Source organism: Aminobacter sp. Piv2-1, assembly GCF_037625995.1.
Taxonomy (GTDB): domain Bacteria; phylum Pseudomonadota; class Alphaproteobacteria; order Rhizobiales; family Rhizobiaceae; genus Aminobacter.
In genome coordinates, this window is the sequence record NZ_JARKMU010000001.1 from 241,315 (window position 1) to 257,257 (window position 15,943).

18 protein-coding genes are annotated in these 15,943 nt (G+C 66.8%); 10 read left to right on the forward strand and 8 right to left on the reverse strand.

Annotated elements, in window-relative coordinates; all coding sequences use genetic code 11:
• Nucleotides 1-6: 6 nt before the first annotated feature.
• The 7 genes from der to AmiPiv_RS01205 all read left to right on the forward strand — a co-directional run bounded on the left by der (nucleotide 7) and on the right by AmiPiv_RS01205 (nucleotide 5,634).
• Nucleotides 7-1,443 (forward strand): ribosome biogenesis GTPase Der, encoded by a 1,437-nt coding sequence (gene der, locus AmiPiv_RS01175; RefSeq protein ID WP_340035413.1) that lies wholly within the window; start codon nucleotides 7-9, stop codon nucleotides 1,441-1,443.
• A 126-nt stretch (nucleotides 1,444-1,569) separates the two neighbouring features.
• A complete protein-coding gene (locus AmiPiv_RS01180) occupies nucleotides 1,570-2,751 on the forward strand; it encodes a cell wall hydrolase (protein ID WP_340035414.1) in 1,182 nt (393 codons plus the stop codon).
• A gap of 241 nt (nucleotides 2,752-2,992) precedes the next feature.
• Nucleotides 2,993-3,397: an AtpZ/AtpI family protein gene (locus AmiPiv_RS01185; protein WP_340035415.1), complete on the forward strand. Its 405-nt coding sequence runs from the start codon at nucleotides 2,993-2,995 to the stop codon at nucleotides 3,395-3,397.
• A gap of 41 nt (nucleotides 3,398-3,438) precedes the next feature.
• The gene (locus tag AmiPiv_RS01190) at nucleotides 3,439-4,188 is read left to right on the forward strand and encodes a F0F1 ATP synthase subunit A (protein ID WP_340035416.1); all 750 of its coding nucleotides are present in this window, start codon (nucleotides 3,439-3,441) and stop codon (nucleotides 4,186-4,188) included.
• A 64-nt stretch (nucleotides 4,189-4,252) separates the two neighbouring features.
• The gene (locus AmiPiv_RS01195; protein WP_340035417.1) at nucleotides 4,253-4,477 is read left to right on the forward strand and encodes a F0F1 ATP synthase subunit C; all 225 of its coding nucleotides are present in this window, start codon (nucleotides 4,253-4,255) and stop codon (nucleotides 4,475-4,477) included.
• 63 nt (nucleotides 4,478-4,540) lie between these two features.
• The gene (locus AmiPiv_RS01200) at nucleotides 4,541-5,143 is read left to right on the forward strand and encodes a F0F1 ATP synthase subunit B (protein ID WP_340035418.1); all 603 of its coding nucleotides are present in this window, start codon (nucleotides 4,541-4,543) and stop codon (nucleotides 5,141-5,143) included.
• Nucleotides 5,144-5,154: 11 nt separating this feature from the next.
• Nucleotides 5,155-5,634, forward strand: a complete 480-nt coding sequence (locus tag AmiPiv_RS01205) for a F0F1 ATP synthase subunit B (RefSeq protein WP_340035419.1) — start codon at nucleotides 5,155-5,157, stop codon at nucleotides 5,632-5,634.
• Between the two features lie 380 nt (nucleotides 5,635-6,014).
• Here the strand turns inward: AmiPiv_RS01205 and AmiPiv_RS01210 are convergent, their stop codons facing one another.
• The gene (locus AmiPiv_RS01210) at nucleotides 6,015-6,665 is read right to left on the reverse strand and encodes a ribonuclease HII (protein WP_340035420.1); all 651 of its coding nucleotides are present in this window, start codon (nucleotides 6,663-6,665) and stop codon (nucleotides 6,015-6,017) included.
• A gap of 141 nt (nucleotides 6,666-6,806) precedes the next feature.
• Nucleotides 6,807-7,961, reverse strand: coding sequence for a PA0069 family radical SAM protein (locus AmiPiv_RS01215; protein WP_340035421.1), 1,155 nt, complete (start codon nucleotides 7,959-7,961; stop codon nucleotides 6,807-6,809).
• 147 nt (nucleotides 7,962-8,108) lie between these two features.
• On the opposite strand from AmiPiv_RS01215, the gene AmiPiv_RS01220 reads away from it, so the two are divergent.
• Complete coding sequence (locus tag AmiPiv_RS01220) at nucleotides 8,109-8,618, forward strand: glycosyltransferase (RefSeq protein ID WP_340035422.1); 510 nt, start codon at nucleotides 8,109-8,111, stop codon at nucleotides 8,616-8,618.
• A gap of 247 nt (nucleotides 8,619-8,865) precedes the next feature.
• Here the strand turns inward: AmiPiv_RS01220 and moaB are convergent, their stop codons facing one another.
• The 6 genes from moaB to AmiPiv_RS01250 all read right to left on the reverse strand — a co-directional run bounded on the left by moaB (nucleotide 8,866) and on the right by AmiPiv_RS01250 (nucleotide 12,521).
• A complete protein-coding gene (gene moaB / locus AmiPiv_RS01225; protein WP_340035423.1) occupies nucleotides 8,866-9,408 on the reverse strand; it encodes a molybdenum cofactor biosynthesis protein B in 543 nt (180 codons plus the stop codon).
• Between the two features lie 5 nt (nucleotides 9,409-9,413).
• The gene (locus AmiPiv_RS01230; protein WP_340035424.1) at nucleotides 9,414-10,280 is read right to left on the reverse strand and encodes a 4-(cytidine 5'-diphospho)-2-C-methyl-D-erythritol kinase; all 867 of its coding nucleotides are present in this window, start codon (nucleotides 10,278-10,280) and stop codon (nucleotides 9,414-9,416) included.
• Nucleotides 10,281-10,290: 10 nt separating this feature from the next.
• A complete protein-coding gene (locus tag AmiPiv_RS01235) occupies nucleotides 10,291-10,476 on the reverse strand; it encodes a hypothetical protein (RefSeq protein WP_340035425.1) in 186 nt (61 codons plus the stop codon).
• An 82-nt stretch (nucleotides 10,477-10,558) separates the two neighbouring features.
• Nucleotides 10,559-11,428 carry a S49 family peptidase gene (locus tag AmiPiv_RS01240; RefSeq protein ID WP_340035426.1) on the reverse strand — a complete coding sequence of 290 codons (870 nt, stop codon included), beginning with the start codon at nucleotides 11,426-11,428 and terminating at the stop codon, nucleotides 10,559-10,561.
• 71 nt (nucleotides 11,429-11,499) lie between these two features.
• Nucleotides 11,500-12,300, reverse strand: a complete 801-nt coding sequence (locus AmiPiv_RS01245; protein WP_445206877.1) for a tRNA1(Val) (adenine(37)-N6)-methyltransferase — start codon at nucleotides 12,298-12,300, stop codon at nucleotides 11,500-11,502.
• Complete coding sequence (locus AmiPiv_RS01250; RefSeq protein ID WP_340035428.1) at nucleotides 12,297-12,521, reverse strand: putative signal transducing protein; 225 nt, start codon at nucleotides 12,519-12,521, stop codon at nucleotides 12,297-12,299. Before AmiPiv_RS01250 ends, AmiPiv_RS01245 begins: the two co-directional genes overlap by 4 nt.
• 149 nt (nucleotides 12,522-12,670) lie before the next feature.
• Between AmiPiv_RS01250 and AmiPiv_RS01255 the strand changes: the two genes are divergently transcribed.
• Both AmiPiv_RS01255 and AmiPiv_RS01260 read left to right on the forward strand, forming a co-directional pair.
• Nucleotides 12,671-13,687, forward strand: a complete 1,017-nt coding sequence (locus AmiPiv_RS01255; protein ID WP_340035429.1) for a polyprenyl synthetase family protein — start codon at nucleotides 12,671-12,673, stop codon at nucleotides 13,685-13,687.
• A 183-nt stretch (nucleotides 13,688-13,870) separates the two neighbouring features.
• On the forward strand, nucleotides 13,871-15,877 hold the full coding sequence (locus AmiPiv_RS01260) for a tetratricopeptide repeat protein (RefSeq protein ID WP_340035430.1): 2,007 nt from the start codon (nucleotides 13,871-13,873) through the stop codon (nucleotides 15,875-15,877).
• The last annotated feature ends 66 nt before the right edge of the window (nucleotides 15,878-15,943 follow it).

The following is a 15,943-nucleotide window of genomic DNA, read 5'->3' on the forward strand; positions in this document are numbered from 1 at the left end:
GGCCCGATGGCTTTCAAGATCGCCATAATCGGCCGGCCCAACGTCGGCAAATCCACGCTTTTCAACCGCCTGGTCGGCAAGAAGATCGCGCTCGTCGACGATACGCCGGGCGTGACCCGCGACCGACGCGTGCACGCCGCCAAGCTCTACGACCTCAGCTTCGACGTCATCGACACCGCGGGCTTCGAGGATGCCGGCGCGGCGACCCTCCAGGGCCGCATGCGGGCGCAGACCGAGATCGCCATCCGCGAAGCCGACCTCATCTTCTTCATGGTCGACGCCAAGGCGGGCCTCACCCCCGACGACCGCACCTTCGTCGAGATCGTCCGCCGCTCGGGCAAGCCGACCGTGCTCGTCGCCAACAAGGCGGAAGCCCGCGGCGCCCAGGGTGGCGCGCTCGAGGCCTGGGAACTCGGCATGGGCGAGCCGGTGCAGATTTCGGCCGAGCACGGCATCGGCATGCCCGACCTGCGCGACGCCGTGGTCGAGGCGCTCGGCCACGAGCGTGTCTTCGAGGACGACGAGGAAGCGGACGAGACGCCGGCCGAGAGCGACGTGCTGATCGGCGAGGACATCGCCGATCCCGACGCCGAGGACGTCCCCGCCTATGACGAGACCAAGCCGCTGCGCATCGCCGTGGTCGGCCGTCCCAACGCCGGCAAGTCGACGCTCATCAACGCGCTGATCGGCGAGGAGCGCCTGCTCACCGGACCCGAGGCCGGCATCACCCGCGATTCGATCTCCGTCGACTGGGATTGGCGCGGCCGCGGCATCAAGCTGTTCGACACCGCCGGCATGCGCCGCAAGGCCAAGGTCCAGGAGAAGCTGGAAAAGCTTTCGGTGCAGGACGGCCTGCGCGCCATCCGCTTTGCCGAGATCGTCATCATCGTGCTCGACGCGACGATCCCCTTCGAAAAGCAGGACCTGCAGATCGCCGACCTGATCATCCGCGAGGGCAGGGCGCCGGTCATCGCCTTCAACAAGTGGGACCTCATCGAGGACCGCCAGGCCGTGCTCGCCGATCTGCGCGAGAAGACCGAGAGGCTTCTGCCGCAGGTGCGCGGGCTCCAGGCGGTGCCGCTGTCGGCCGAGACCGGCCGCGGCCTCGACAAGCTGATGGAGGCGGTCATCCGCACCCATCGCGTCTGGAACAACCGCGTCTCGACCGGCCGTCTCAACCGCTGGCTGGAGGGCATCATCGCCCACCATCCGCCGCCCGCGGTGGCCGGCCGCCGGCTGAAGGTCAAGTACATCACCCAGGCCAAGACGCGCCCGCCGGGCTTCGTCGTTTCGTGCTCGCGTCCCGATGCGATGCCGCAGTCCTATGTGCGCTACCTGACCAACAGCCTGCGCGAGGCTTTCGACATGCCGGGTGTACCGATCCGCATGGCGCTGCGCGCCTCCGACAATCCCTTTGCCGGACGCGCCCGCAAGCGGAGTTGAGGCCGGGCCTGCCAGAGTGTCGCAGGCCCGTCCGGCCCAGGCGCCGAGGGGCGTCCGTTAACGCTCCATCAAGGTTAATGCTTCATTTTTCTCTCCAGTGGGGTGTGTAGCGTCCTGGAGAGTTTCGTGCATCGACGAGTTGCGTCGCGGCGGCTTGCTGGCCGCGAAATCAAGCGTTCGTACCTGGCGCCCGCCGTCATCGGCCTGGGCATCTGGCTCGGCTTCCCGACGGTCGCCGCCTATCAGGACATGACCAGCATGGTCTCCGGCCTCGAGGGCCAGAAGGCGCGCTGGGGCGCCTATGTCGAGAAGTCCGTCGCAGGCGCGGTCCACGCCGCCGAAATGCCCTTCGCCGACGGCATCGTCACCGGCCCGATCTCGGGTTCGGGCGTCAACATCGCCGGCGTCGGCGCCGTCGCGTTCCGCGGCAAGGCAATGGCCTCCGACGTGCCCGACGAGGACCGGGTCACGCGCGCCGACAAGCGCGGCCGCATCGTCGAGGTCGCGCCGGTGGCGCCGCCCAGGAACTTCACCGCCGGATCGGTGTTCGAGCGCACCAGTTCGCTGATGCGGCCTTCGCTCGACAGCAGCCTGAAGCTCGCCTTCAAGAAGCCCCCGATCAAGGGCAAGGAAATCCAGATCGCGGCGGCGTTCCATCCCAAGGAAACCAGGAAGCCCGCGACCGCCGGCATGTCGCCGATGGTTGCGGCCCTCGTCAACAACGACAAGCCGGACATCCTGGCCACCGCCTACGCCCCGGCCGAGCCCGACTATGCCACGACCTCGCCGTTCGAATCGCTGCTGCGCGACGACGAGGCGGCGGGCGGCCGCTTCATCCCGCCGATGGGCAAGGGCGACCACGCCTGGATCAAGAACCCGCTGCCGGCGAGCGTGTTCTCCAAGGCCGAGCAGACCTGTCTGGCCAACGCCGTCTACTTCGAGGCGCGCGGCGAAAACGTCAAGGGGCAGGCGGCGGTCGCCCAGGTGGTGCTCAACCGCGTCCGCAACCCCGCCTATCCGGACACGATCTGCAAGGTGGTCTACCAGAACCAGGACCTGCGCAACCGCTGCCAGTTCTCGTTCGCCTGCGACGGCATCAAGGACCGTGTGACCGACCGCGCCAGCTACCGCACGGCCGAGCAGGTCGCCATGGCTGTCACCGCCGGAAAGATATTCATCCCCGAGGTCGGATCCTCGACCCACTACTATGCCAACTACGTAAGCCCAGACTGGGCGCGGTCGATGAAGAAGATGACCAGGATCGGCCTGCACATCTTCTATCGCACCTTCGGCGGCGGCTGGAGCTGAGGCAGCTTTCAGGGTGTGAAGAACGCACCCGCCGCTGCGCGATTGGGCGCGGATTCGGCGGCTGATCGTCCGATCGGTCCTCGGGCAGGATGTCGCACTCTATCAACTAGTTGATTTTACAATATAAAATACTTCGTATGATGGGCCTTTGCCTACCTTGACGGGCAGGGGGGCTCTAACTATGTTGCCGGCGACTTTGAAGCGGACGAACGGTGACGCTCGGACCGGACGGGAGTTTGCAATGGCCAAGCCAGTTGGGCCAGGCGAAACCGGAAGTTCCCGGCCTGAGAATCGAGACGAAACCGGCCGCCGCGACGACGAACTCGAGCGCCGCCGGCGTGATCTTGAAGCCACTCTTGCCTCACGACGGCTGGCAAGCCGCGAGGAAGAAAAGGAAGCAGGGTCGAAGGCCGGCTACGGCCAGGCACTCAAGCTGTCCAGCGAATTCATCGCCGGGATTGCGGTGGGGGTCGGCCTGGGGTGGGTCACCGATCGGTTTGCGGGCACGTCGCCCTGGGGCCTGATCGTGTTCCTGCTGCTCGGTTTCGGAGCCGGCGTGCTGAATGTCTTGCGCTCGGCCGGGAAGATCGCAGATGCCGGTTCCAGGGCGCCCGAAAAGCGACCGGACGGCACGGAAAAGAAGTAGACGGCGCCCAAGCGGCGCGATTTAGGCGAAGGGGGGCCGAAGTGGCCACAGATCCTATCCATCAGTTTCAGATCTCGAAATTGATTCCGATCGAGGTTGGTGGTCTCGACTTCTCCTTCACCAACTCGGCCGCCTTCATGGTCGCGACCGTCGCCGCCGCCGGCGCCTTCCTGTTCCTGACGACGTCGAGCCGCAGCATGGTGCCGACCCGTTCGCAGTCGATCGCCGAAATGTCCTACGAGTTCATCGCCTCGATGCTGAGGGATGCGGCGGGAACCGGCGGTATGCGGTTCTTTCCGCTCGTGTTTTCGCTGTTCATGTTCGTGCTGGTCGCGAACCTGCTCGGCCTGTTCCCCTATTTCTTCACCGTCACCAGCCACATCATCGTCACCTTCGCCCTGGCGCTGCTGGTGATCGGGACGGTGATCGTCTACGGTTTCGCCAAGCACGGCTTCGGCTTCCTCAAGCTTTTCGTGCCGAGCGGCATCCCGGGGATCCTGGTGCCGCTGGTGGTCGTCATCGAGGTGATCTCGTTCCTCTCGCGCCCGGTCAGCCTCTCGGTCCGTCTGTTCGCCAACATGCTGGCGGGACACATCACGGTGAAGGTCTTCGCCGGTTTCGTGACTTCGCTCAGCGCGCTCGGCGCGTTCGGCATCGCCGGCTCGGTGCTGCCGCTGATGATGACGGTCGCGATCACTGCCCTGGAAGTGCTGGTCGCGTTCCTGCAAGCCTACGTGTTTGCAGTGCTGACCTGCATGTACCTCAACGACGCGGTCCATCCCGGACACTGACCAGAATCGGCGGGTGTTCCGCCGCGCGTAAGAAAATCCAACAGTTCCACCAAGGAGTTTGAAAATGGAAGCAGAAGCAGCAAAGTACCTCGGCGCCGGTCTGGCTACGTTCGGCATGGCCGGCACGGCCCTCGGCCTCGGCAACATCTTCGGCAGCTACCTCTCGGGCGCCCTGCGCAACCCGTCGGCTGCTGACGGCCAGTTCGGCCGCCTGGTGTTCGGCTTCGCCGTGACGGAAGCTCTGGGCATCTTCTCGCTGCTCATCGCCCTCCTGCTGCTCTTCGCGTAAGAGCCAGGCTGACGATTGTGCCGGCCGCCCAAGGCGGCCGGTCGAGTTGGACAGGGGAAAGAGATGTTTGTGACACCGGGTTACGCCGAGGAAGTAGCGCCTGCGGCGGGAGAAGCTCAAACCCAAGCCGGTGCAGAAGCGCACGGTACGGCCACGACCACCGAACAGGGCGGCGAGAAGGTATTTCCGCCTTTCGATTCGACGACCTATCCGTCGCAGATCCTGTGGCTCGCGATCACTTTCGGTCTGTTCTACCTCTTCTTGAGCAAGGTCGTGCTTCCGCGCGTCGGCGGCACGCTCGAGGTTCGTCGCGATCGCATCGCCGGCGATCTCGACCAGGCCGCTCGCATGAAGTCCGAGGCGGATGCGGCCGTTGCCGCATACGAACAGGACCTCGCCACGGCCAAGGCCAAGGCGGGCGCCATCGGCCAGGAAGCGCGTGACGCTGCCAAGGCCGAGGCCGAAGCCAAGCGCAAGGAAGTCGAGGCCGGCCTCGAACAGAAGCTTGCCGCCGCAGAGGCGCGCATCGCCACGATCAAGGCCAACGCCATGAAGGAAGTGGGCTCCATCGCGGAGGACACGACCGCGGCGATCGTCGAGGCGCTGGGTGCCGGCAAGATCGACAAGGCCGCCATCGCCGCTGCCGTCAAGGCCGCGGGCAAGTAAGGGAGAGGGCCATGGACGCCACATTCTGGGCCACAGTTGCTTTCTTCATCTTCGTCGCCATCGTGCTCTACCTGAAGGTGCCGGGCATGATCTCGAAGTCGCTCGACGACCGCGCGGATCGCATCCGCACCGAACTCGAGGACGCCCGCAAGCTCCGCGAAGAGGCTCAGCAGCTGCTCGCGGAATACCAGCGCAAGCGCAAAGAAGCGGAAAAGGAAGCGGCTGAGATCGTCGAGATTGCCAAGCGCGAAGCTGGCCTTCTCGCCGAAGAGGCCCACGCCAAGACCGAGGAATACGTCGCCCGCCGCACCGCTCTTGCCGAGCTCAAGATCGGCCAGGCCGAACGCGAGGCGATCAACGAGGTCCGCGCCAATGCGGTGGATCTCGCCGTCGAGGCTTCGCGCCAGCTGCTTGCCGGCAAGGCGGACGCCAAGACGGCCGCCGAGCTGTTCAAGAGCTCGGTTCAGGAAGTGAAGGGCAAGCTCAACTGAGCGAGCCCGCCTCGAGAACAGGAAAGAGCCGCTGGATTTCCGGCGGCTTTTTTTGTTTGCGGGGTCGCGTTGCACCCTGGGGCGTAGGCAGGAAGTGGACGTCCTTCGAGGCTCGCCCTTGGACTCGCAGCTCAGGGTGAGGACGCTGGGGGCGCTGTCGGCGGGCCCAACAGGCCGGATGACGGGCTCCCCCAAAACCCTCATGGTGAGCCTGTCGAACCACGGGTTTTGGGGCAATCAGGGTATAGCGCCAAGCGCCCTCGTGGTTCGACAGGCTCACCATGAGGGCTACCGGAGCCCCCCCTTCTCGTCCCCGGTCCTATCCTGAGGCGCGAGCCCGAAGGGCGAGCCGCGGAGGACACTCTGCCGGTTGGCCGCCTTCAGTCCTTGAACGGCGCAAACGAGACCCGGTGGATGCGGAGTGCTGCGCCATGTTCGACGATCGCGGCGCGATGGCGCGCGGTCGCGTAGCCCATGTGGATCTCGAAGCCGTAGCGATTGTCGTTGGCGCCGCAGGCGGACATCATGCGGTCGCGGGTCACCTTGGCGACGATGGACGCGGCTGCGATCGACTGCGAGCGCTGGTCGCCCTTGACCAGGGCCCGGCAGGTGCAGGCAAGCCCGGGCGGCACGTCCCGGCCGTCGGCGAGAGCAGACCTCGCCGCCAGCGGCAGGCCGGCGAGCGCCCGGCGCATCGCCTCCAGGCTGGCCTTGCGTATGTCGGTGCGGTCGATGGTGTCGGCCGAGACCGAAGCGACGGCCACGCCGAGCGCTTTCTTGAGCACCTCGTCGAACAAGGCTTCGCGCTGCTGCGCGGTCAGGCGCTTGGAATCGTCCAGACCGTCGGGGATGTTGTCGGGATCGAGCACCACCGCAGCGGCGACCACGGGTCCCGCGAGCGGGCCGCGTCCGGCCTCGTCGAGCCCCGCGCAGGGCCAATGGCCGGCGGCGATCGCCTTCCGTTCGAAGGAGAAATCGGGCTTTTCCACGATTTCAAAGAGAAGCGGAGAATCGGAACGCGGGCGAGCCATGGTGCGGCGATGCTCGCATCGGCTCCGATTCTCCGCAAGACCCTCCAGACCACAGGGGCAGCGGTCAGGGAAGGCACCGTCTACTGGCCACGGGGGGAGGCCGGACGGAACTCGCAGTCGCGGGGCGGCGCCCCGCGGCCGTCAGAGCAGCATGAGCTGCTCGTGCTCCTTGGGAGCCGCCTTGAACAGGTCGGTTCGAAGCGGGGTACGCTCGGAGTTAAGGCCGAGGCGCTTGGCGGCGATCTCGAAGCGGCGGCCGATCTGCCACGCATAGGGGCCCTTGCCGCGCATGCGCTTGCCCCATTCCGAATCATAGTCCTTGCCGTCGCGCATCGAGCGGATCAGCGACATCACGTGCCGGTAGCTGTCCGGATAATGGCGCAGCAGCCAGTCCTTGAAGATCGGGCTGACTTCGAGCGGCAGGCGCAGCACCACGTAGCCTGCGCCGGTCGCGCCGGCGGCGCGCGCGGAATCGAGGATGCGTTCGATCTCCTGGTCGGTGAGGCCGGGAACGATCGGCGCCACCATGACCGAAACCGGGATGCCGGCATCGGAAAGCTGGCGTATCGCCTCCAGCCGCTTCGTCGGCGTCGCCGCCCGCGGCTCCATGGTTCGCGCCAGGAGCCGGTCGAGCGTCGTCACCGACAGCGCCACCTTGGCGAGACCCTTCTCGGCCATGCGGGCGAGGATGTCGATGTCGCGCGTGACCAGTGCGGACTTGGTGACGATGCCGACCGGATGGTTGCGCGCCTCGAGCACTTCGAGCACCTCGCGCATGATGCGCCAGTGCTTCTCGATCGGCTGGTAGGGATCCGTGTTGGTGCCGATGGCGATGGTGCGCGGCTGATAGCCGTCCCTCGAAAGCTCGCGGTCGAGCAGCCGCGCCGCGTCGGGCTTGGCGAAGAGCTTGGACTCGAAGTCGAGCCCGGCCGACAGGCCCATGTAGCTGTGCGTCGGCCTGGCGAAGCAGTAGACGCAGCCGTGCTCGCAACCGCGATAGGGATTGATCGAGCGGTCGAAGGAGATGTCCGGCGAGTCGTTGCGGGTGATGATGGTGCGCGGCTTCTCGACCTGCACTTCGGTCTTGAACGGCGGCAGTTCCTCGATGGTGCTCCAGCCGTCGTCGAAGACGTGCCGGCTGACCGGCTCGTAGCGCCCCGAAGGGTTGACGCCGGCGCCACGGCCGCGCCTGCGCTCCTGGTGGACGCGGATGCCGCTGTCTTCGATCATGGCATTGGCCATCCCTGACCTGCCGGCTCCGAAGGCCGCGACGTCGGCACGCGCTATGGGTTCCATTTCGCCGTCTCCCGATGGGAAGCCTGCCGGGCGTCGATTCGTCCGACATGAAACTATTCCTATTTTATGGAGTAGAACAAAGCAAGAACTTTGTGCTGCATGAGGGATGGCTGGCGCCGCGGCCGGCTTTCGGATATGCGGCTAGGGATGCTGAGCGTGCTGATCGAAACGCGGAACGACGAGGAGGGGCTGGCGCGCACGCTGGCCTCGCTGATTAGCGGTGCCGTCGAGGGCGTCGTCCGCGAGGTGATCGTCTGCGACCGGGGCTCGACCGACCAGACCCACTATGTCGCCGAGCATGCCGGCTGCGTGTTCCTCGCCGATGGCGGCATCAAGACGGGCATCGCCCAGGCCAAGGGCGACTGGCTGCTGCTGCTCGAGCCCGGCGCGCGGCTGGCGGAGGGGTGGACCGACGACGTCATGCGCCATGCGGCCAAGCTTGCGATGGCAGCGCGCTTCGCCCGCTCGAAGGCGAGCGCCCGCCCGTTCTGGGCGCGGGTCACGTCGAGGCCGCGCGCTTTGGAGCAGGGTCTGGTGATCACAAGGAAGCAGGCTGCCGTTCTCGGCCGCAACGGCGCCGATGCGGAAGGCATCGCCCGAGGCCTGGCGATGAAGACGCTGGAAGCCGAAATCGTGGTCGCGCCGGCGCGGAACTGACCAGCGGCATTGGCCTCGAAGGTTGACCTTCACGGCCCTCCCCCTCACCGCCTCGCTTTGCTCGGCACCTCTCCCCCAATTGGGGGAGAGGAATCGCAGCGTCGGCGATTGATGATTCCTCTCCCTCGCGAAGTGGGGGAAAGGTGGTTCGCCCCTGAGCCTGTCGAAGGGGCGAACCGGTGAGGGGGTGATCGAAATCAGGCCCAAATGGGGGACAAGAACCGATCAAGCCCTGCTGATCTCAGGCCTATTTGCCGCCGCGCCGCAGGTGCTCGTCGAGCCGCGGCATGATCTCCACGAAGTTGCAGGGCATGTGCCGGTAGTCGAGCTGCGGCTTGAGGATGCCGTCCCAGGCGTCGCGACAGGCGCCGGGCGACCCGGGAAGCGCAAAGACGAAGGTGGCGTTGACGACGCCGCCGGTGGCGCGCGACTGGATCGTCGAGGTGCCGATCTTGTCGTAGGAGATGCGGTGGAAGACTTCGGAGAAGCCGTCCATGCGCTTCTCGAACAGCGGCTCCAGCGCCTCGGGCGTCACGTCGCGGCCGGTGAAGCCGGTACCGCCGGTGGTGATGATGACGTCGATGTCGGGATCGCGCGACCAGGCGGCCACGCATTGCCGGATCTTGTCCTTGTCGTCGGTGACGATGTGGCGGAGCGCGAGGATATGCCCGGCCTCGGTGATCCGGTCGGCCAGCGTCTGGCCGGACTTGTCGTCGGCGAGCGTGCGCGTGTCGGAGACGGTGAGCACGGCGATGCGGACCGGGATGAAGGGACGGGGCTCGCTTGCCATCTTGCTCAGCTCCTGGTGGTGGTGGCGGCGGTGAACCAGCCGGGCCGCCCGGCTGCGATCGAGGCCGCCGCGTCCCGGGCGGCCTCTGGACTATCGAAGATGCCGAAGCAGGTCGCGCCGGAACCCGACATGCGGGCGAAGGCGGCGCCGGCGCGCCGAAGCGCAGCCAGGGCGTCGGCGATCGACGGCTCGATCGCGATCGCCGGCGCTTCGAGATCGTTGCGCGACGAGGCCAGCCATTCGACGATTGCCGCAGCTTCGGGCAGCGCCGCAAGCGGCTGGTTGTCGCGCGAAGCCAGCGCCCTGAAGACTTTCGGCGTCTCGACGCCGATGCCGGGATTGACGAGGACGAGCGCAAGGCATGGCAGGCTGTCGACCGGCTGCAGTTCCTCGCCGATGCCGCGTGCGACCAGCGGCCTGGCCGTGAGGCACATCGGCAGGTCGGCGCCGAGCGGCAGGGCGAGCTGCGCGAGTTCGGAGGCCGTCGCCGGCAGGCCCCAGAGCCGCGCAAGCGCCCTGATCGCCGCTGCGGCGTCGCTCGATCCGCCGCCGATGCCCGATGCCACCGGCAGGTTCTTCTCAAGCGAGATCGCGACCGGGCGGGATGCGTGCGCGGGATAGGCCGCCCGCAGCGCGTCGCGGGCGCGCAGCACGAGGTTTGCGCCGTCGAGCGGGACCAGCGCCGCGAACGGGCCGTCGACCACGAACCGGTCCTCGTCGGCGGCCGACACGGTGATGGTGTCGCCGAGCTCGGCGAACACCACCAGGCTTTCGAGCAGATGGTAGCCGTCGGCGCGGCGTCCGGTGACGTGCAGCGCGAGATTGATCTTGGCCGGGGCGAGTTCGGCGAGCGGAACGGCGTCGAAGGTCACGGGCTGCCCGTCAATCCTTCTCGAGCCGGTATTCGCCGGTCTTGGGGTCCTTGACCAGCGTACCGTCGGCGCCGGTCTGGCGCTGCTTCTCGTGGCGGCGCACTTTGGCGGTCACCCGGTCGGCCTCCCTGATGAACGAGCGATAGCCGACATAGGCGACGACGACGACGAGCGCGAAGAAGATCAGCTGAGGCATTGCCGTTTTCCTCCCTTGCCGGGCGGTGGCCCCGCCGGCCGATCAGGGCAGGGGCAAATGATAGTCCCCCGCCTGGCCATTTTCAAAGTCCGAAGCGGCCCCACAGGGCGCGTTCTTCCGCCGCATCCACGAGCCCGGAGGCGATCGAGGCGGCGATGTCGGGCGTCAGCACGGGCGAGGACGAGCCGAACATGCCGAGCCTGCGCCCGAACAGCCCGCGCGGCGGCGTGATCAGCCTGAGCTCGGTCTTCGGCCCGTAGCGGTCCTTGAGGACGGTGCGCATGTCGCCGAGCCCGTCGACCAGGCCCAGTTCCAGGCTGCGCTTGCCGGACCAGAACAGGCCGGTGAACAGGTCGGGATCGTCCTTGAGCTTGGCGCCACGGCGTTCCTTGACCAGCTCGATGAAGGTCTCGTGCACCTCGACCTGCAGCTTCTTCAGCCGATCGACGTCCTCCTTCTTCTCGGGCTGGAACGGATCGAGCGTCGCCTTGTTCTTGCCCGCGGTGTAGACCCGGCGCTCGACGCCGATCTTCTTCAACAGCTCCGGGAAGCCGAAGGAGGACGACACCACCCCGATCGAGCCGACGATGGAGGACGGATCGGCGATGATCTCGTCGCCGGCGACGGCGATCATGTAGCCGCCCGAGGCGGCGAGGTCCTCGACGAACACCAGCACCTTCTTGTTCTTCTCGGCGGCGAGGTCGCGGATGCGCTTGTAGATGAGCCGCGCCTGGACCGGCGAGCCGCCGGGCGAATTGACCGAGATGGCGACGACGGGTGCGGCCGGGAACGAGAAGGCCTTCTCGATCAGGCCGGCGGTGGTGGCGAGCGACAGGGTCGGGCGGAACTGGCCGCCTCCCGACATGATCGCCCCTTGCAGGCGGATGACCGGGATCGTCACCTCGCCCGGGCGCATCGACTTGGGCAGCAGGCGGCGGATCAGCTTTTTCACGGCGCGGGTTCTCCGGTATCTGTCATGCGGGATGTATGCATTCTTCTGCAATCCGCAATCCTGGGGGATGCTCAATCACCGAAAAGCGACGAGCGGCCGTTGTTTATGTCGTCGGCACGTTGCGAGAACCTGTCGCTCTCGTCGTGAAGGACGAGCGGCGGGCAAAGCGCCATCGTCGCGCGCGATGCCCGGACGGCGCGGACGATGACCCGGATGGCGGGCGCGTCGGCGCGTGGATGCACGGGGACGACTTCGGCCTTGCCGAAGCGGCCGGCCATGGCCCCGAGGATGGCGGCGAGCGATTCAGGCCGGGCGATGATGGCGAAGCCGCCGCGCGGCTTGACCACCGCCGCAGCAGTTCGGATCCAGCTTTCGAACAGGCCGTCCTCCATGACATGCGCCTGCCGTTTCAGCGCGTCCGGGGTCGGCCGGTGGTGGGCGGGATTGAAGGGCGGGTTCATGATGACCCAGTCGAGCGAGCCGTCGGCCAGCCCGGCCGCGGCCCTGGCCTTGCCGGAGAGCGCCACGTCCGCCACCAGCACCGAGGCCCGCGTGCCGATGGCTGCATTTGAGGGATGGGCCAGCGTCGCCCGGGCGAAGGCCGCCATTTCCGCGGTCAGCTCGACCAGCAGCGCATGCGCGCCCTTGCAACGCGAGGCGACTGCGAGCCCGGCGGCACCCGCTCCGGCGCCGAAATCCGCGAGCTGACCCTGAAAGCCCGTGGGGACGGCGGCGGCGAGCATCATCGCGTCCATGCCGGCCCTGTGCCCGCCCTTCTTCGGCTGCACCAGCCAGAAGTCGCCGCGGTGGAAGGCGTCAAGCGTGTGCGGAGGCAGGGGCGGGCCGCCGGGATGTTGCGGCACGGCCGTCACTTGCGGCGGATTTCGTGCTCGATGCCGGCATCCTTGAGCAACTGGCGGGCCTCGTCGGCGTCGTCCTCGTCGATGAGGATGCGGCGCGGCAGGATGCCGATCGAGCCGTCGAGCACGCTCATGTTCTGGTCGGCGATGAAGCAGCCGATGCCGGCATCGCGCAGCAGCGATTGCACGAAGGACAGGATGACGGCGTCGTTGGTGCGGATGAGCTCGATCATGGGCACGAAATTTGCAGTTCGGCGCGGCGAAGTAAACGGCACTTGTCGTTCCGCGCCAATTCGCCACTTGCAGGTGCAGTGCATGCCGCCATAGAATCGCCTAAAAGCTGCGCGCGCGACCGCGCGTCTGTGTAACGGGAGTATTGGCCTTGGGTGTCGTTCTCAACATCGAGAAGGGGAAGCGGGAAGCCGCGTCGATCAAGGATTTGATCGACCTGACCTCGGCCGACATGGCCAGGGTCAACAAGCTGATCCTGTCCAAGGCCGGTTCCGATGTCGAGATGATCCCGGAGGTGGCCAACCACCTGATCTCGTCCGGCGGCAAGCGGCTGCGGCCGATGCTGACGCTGGCCGCAGCTCAGATGTTCGGCTATTCCGGCGACCACCACGTCAAGCTCGCGACCGCGGTCGAGTTCATGCACACGGCGACGCTTCTGCATGACGACGTCGTCGACGAGAGCGACCTGCGGCGCGGCAAGAAGACGGCGCGCACCATCTGGGGCAACCAGGCGAGCGTGCTGGTCGGCGATTTCCTGCTCGGCCAGGCCTTCCGCATGATGGTCGACGTCGGTTCGCTCGAGGCGCTCGACATCCTGTCGACTGCGGCTTCGATCATCGCCGAGGGCGAGGTCATGCAGCTCGCGGCCGCGAAGAATCTCGAGACCACCGAGGACGAGCACTTCGCCGTCATCAAGGCCAAGACCGCCGCGCTGTTCTCGGCGGCCGCTGAGGTCGGCCCCGTGATCGCCGGCGCGTCGAAGAACGACAAGGCGGCGCTGCGCTCCTACGGCATGAACCTCGGCCTCGCCTTCCAGCTGATCGACGATGCGCTCGACTATGGCGGCTCCAGCAAGGACCTCGGCAAGAATGTCGGCGACGACTTCCGCGAGGGCAAGGTGACGCTTCCGGTGATCCTGAGCTATCGCCGCGGCACCGCGGGCGAGCGGGCATTCTGGAAGAGCGCGATCGAGGAGGGCGCCTCGGACGACGCAGCCCTGGAGAAGGCCATCGGCCTGATGGCGCGGCACGGCGCGATCGCCGATACGATCGGGCGTGCCAGCCATTTCGGCGAGATTGCGCGCGATGCTCTGGCGCCGCTGGAGAACACGCCGCAGAAGGCGGCACTGCTCGACGTCATCGACTTCTGCATCAGCCGCGTCGTCTAGCCGCAGCTGACCGAAGACGGGCGTTGCCTTTCTGCAAGTCGCTAGCCGGTTGTCGAATTCTGCAACCGCGGCGGATTGAAGCGCGACCCCAAAAAGGCCATGCTTGGTACCGACAACCGGTCGCGGAATGAAACCCGTTTCGGGTGGCATGAGGACCGTACGATCCGACTAGGAAGGACATTCATGCGGCAGCGACGCGCAATCTGGCTCCTCGGGCTGGCGGCTCTGGCCGGCTTTTCCGCCCTGACCCAGCCGGGATATGCCAAACAGCCCACGGACCCGGTCGAGATAAACTCGTTCTCGGGGGCATATCTTGCGGCGCAGATCGCCGAGGCCGACGACGACCTCGGCAGCGCGATCGCCTATTACAAGCGCGCGCTGGCCTTCGATCCGCAGGATGCTTCGCTGCAGCAGAGCGTGATGCTTGCCCTTATCGCCCAGGGGCATTTCGACGAATCGCTGCCCTATGCGCAGATGCTGAAGACGGTTCCCGAGGCGGAGCGCTTCTCGCGGCTCGCGCTCGCCGTCGATGCCATCCGCAAGAAGGACTATACGGCTGCCGAGAACTGGCTGAAGCTGGCGCTCGAATCCGATCTCGACCGGCTCATCACCGGAACCATGACGGCCTGGGCGAAGCAGGGCGAAGGCCGACCCGCGGACGCGCTCGGGTTCCTCGAAAAGCTCGAGGGGCCGGAATGGTACGAGCTGTTCAAGGCCTACCACGGCGCCCTGATCGCGGATGCCGCCGGCGACAAGGTCAAGGCCGACAAGGTCTATCGCTCGGCCATCGACAATCTTGGCGCCGGCAGTGCCGCGCCGGAGACCTGGATGCGCGCGGCCGAGGCCTATGCCGGCTTCCTGGCGCGCGACGGCAAGAGCAAGGAGGCGCTCGCGGTCCTCGACCGCGCCGACGAGTTCTCGCCCGGCAAGCTGCCGATCGCTGCGCTGCGCGACCAGATCAACAAGGGTGAGAAGATCCCGCCGCTCGTGTCCGGACCCAGCGACGGCGCGGCCGAGATCCTGCTCAATCTGTCCACGGCGCTCAATCGCGGCGGCGGCGAGCCCTTTGTCCGGCTCTATCTGCAATATGCGCTGGCGCTCAAGCCGGAGAGCGACGAACTGCTGGTGCAGCTCGCGGCCGTCGCCGAGCAGCAGCAGGACGGAGAAGGGGCGATCGAGCTCTATCGCCGTGTCCCGGCCAGCTCGCCGCTCAAGCGCCTGTCGGAACTGCAGCTCGGCCTCAACCTCGCCGACCTCAAGCGCCCCGACGAGGCCATCAAGCACCTGTCGGCCCTGGTCGAGCAGAATCCCGACGACATGCGCGGCTACCTCGCGCTGGGCGGGGTCTATGCGTCCACCGACAATTATCGCGCCGCCGCCGAGGTCTACGACAAGGCGGTCGAGCGGCTGAAGACGCCGACCAACGCCAACTGGAACATCTTCTACCAGCGCGGCATCGCCTATGAACGGCTGAAGAAATGGCCGAAGGCCGAGCCCAATTTCCGCAGGGCCCTGGAGATGTTCCCCAACCAGCCGCAGGTGCTCAACTATCTCGGCTATTCGTGGGTCGACATGAACACCAATCTCGAGGAAGGCCTCGCGATGATCAAGAAGGCCGTCGACCTGCGACCCAGCGACGGCTACATCGTCGATTCGCTCGGTTGGGCCTATTACCGTCTCGGCCGCTACGACGACGCGGTGCGCGAATTGGAGCGGGCCGTCTCGCTGAAACCCGACGATCCGGTGGTCAACGACCATCTCGGCGACGCCTACTGGCGGGTCGGGCGCAAGCTGGAGGCCACCTTCCAGTGGCGCCATGCGCGCGACATGAAGCCCGAGCCGAACCTTCTGGCCGAGGTGGAGAAGAAGATCGCCGAGGGGCTGCCGGACCTGCCGGAGAAGCCGACGGCCCAGGAATCGCCGCTCAAGCAGCCCGCGGCTCCAGAGCAGCCGGCCGCGACGGATGGACAGAAGAAGAGCGAGGTCGACAGGCCCGCGACCGCCGATGCCGCCGCCAAGGTCATTCCCGCCGCCTACAAGGTCCAGCCGGGGCAGTCGCTCTGGTCGATCGCCAACGAAGTCCTGGGCGACGGCGACCGCTATCGCGAGATCCTCGACCTCAATCCCGACCTGCGCGGCGATCCCGGCCGGATCGCGCCGGGCCAGGAATTGCGGCTGCCGGGCAAGTGACGCGGGACCGGCCGGAAGCTGCCGCTGCTTGACCCTCATCTTTGGTCGGAATAGGACGGGGCCACT